Source organism: Pseudoalteromonas sp. MQS005, from assembly GCF_001661605.1.
In the GTDB taxonomy this organism is placed as follows: domain Bacteria; phylum Pseudomonadota; class Gammaproteobacteria; order Enterobacterales; family Alteromonadaceae; genus Pseudoalteromonas; species Pseudoalteromonas tetraodonis.
The window spans coordinates 1-1,056 of sequence record NZ_LYRQ01000113.1; the positions used below are offsets into that span (position 1 = coordinate 1).

The 1,056-nt window shown below is 44.2% G+C and carries 1 protein-coding gene; it reads left to right on the forward strand.

Going from position 1 to position 1,056, the window contains the following annotated elements; all coding sequences use genetic code 11:
• On the forward strand, positions 1–1,056 hold a 1,056-nt coding region (locus A9479_RS19450), incomplete at both ends, for a response regulator (protein ID WP_156520113.1).

Here is a 1,056-nt window from a genome sequence, read left to right on the forward strand (position 1 = left end):
GGATTATGAGCGTTATCTGGATGGATTTTTAATTAAACCTGTTACGAAAAATATGATGTTGCAAGCAGTTGAGAGTGTTATTTATGAAGAGCCCGACCTGCCGCTCCCGAACTATCCTTCCCCGCACGAGCAACCATTGCAGGGAATATCATTACTACTGGTAGAAGATAATTTGACCAACCAGCTGGTTGCCAGTGAGTTATTGCAGCAACAAGGGGCAACCATTAAAATTGCGAGTAGCGGTGAGGAAGCTTTAAAAATGCTGGAAAGTACAGCAGAGCGCTTTGATATGGTACTGATGGACATACAAATGCCGGGAATGGATGGCTATCAAACCACACGTGAGATAAGGAAGCTACCTAAACATCAGCTGCTGCCGATTATTGCTATGACAGCGCACGCCATGTCTGATGACATAACCGCTTGCTTGGCCGCAGGTATGCAAGATCACATCGCAAAACCCTTTGATCTTAGTGATTTGACGACCAAGATCCTCAATCATCATAAAGCAGGGAAAACACCTCAGGTCAAACAAGTTAATAAATTAAATCTAAATTTTGATGAGGCAGCGTTAGCGTTCTGCCAACAGCATCATATTGAGCTCGAAGCTGCTGTCCAACGCCTGGGTTATTCTCTGACGATTTATATCAATGTATTAAAGCAATTTAAGCTGGATCTTAGGCAAGCATTACAACAACTGGAGGATAAAACACTTACCCGTAGTAATGCACGATTGTTATTTCATAGCTTAAAAGGTGCCGCAGGCACACTTGGCTTCAGCAATCTAGCAACGCTTGCCACCCGTTTAGAGGATGGTCTGCGTGAGCACAGTGATGATGCTTATCAGGCGGATAACCAGGTTCTGGATAAGCTGAATTTAGCTTATAACACTGCAACAGACTTGCTGAATGTATTACAAGGCGAACAGCAAATAGTCACCGAAAAAGCCCCTGTTAGCTCGCCGGCACAGGCCCATCAGTTAATGACGCTAAAGCAACATCTCAATCATGCTAATATGGCAGCGTTGCCACTTTATCAGCAATTAGCGCCGTCACT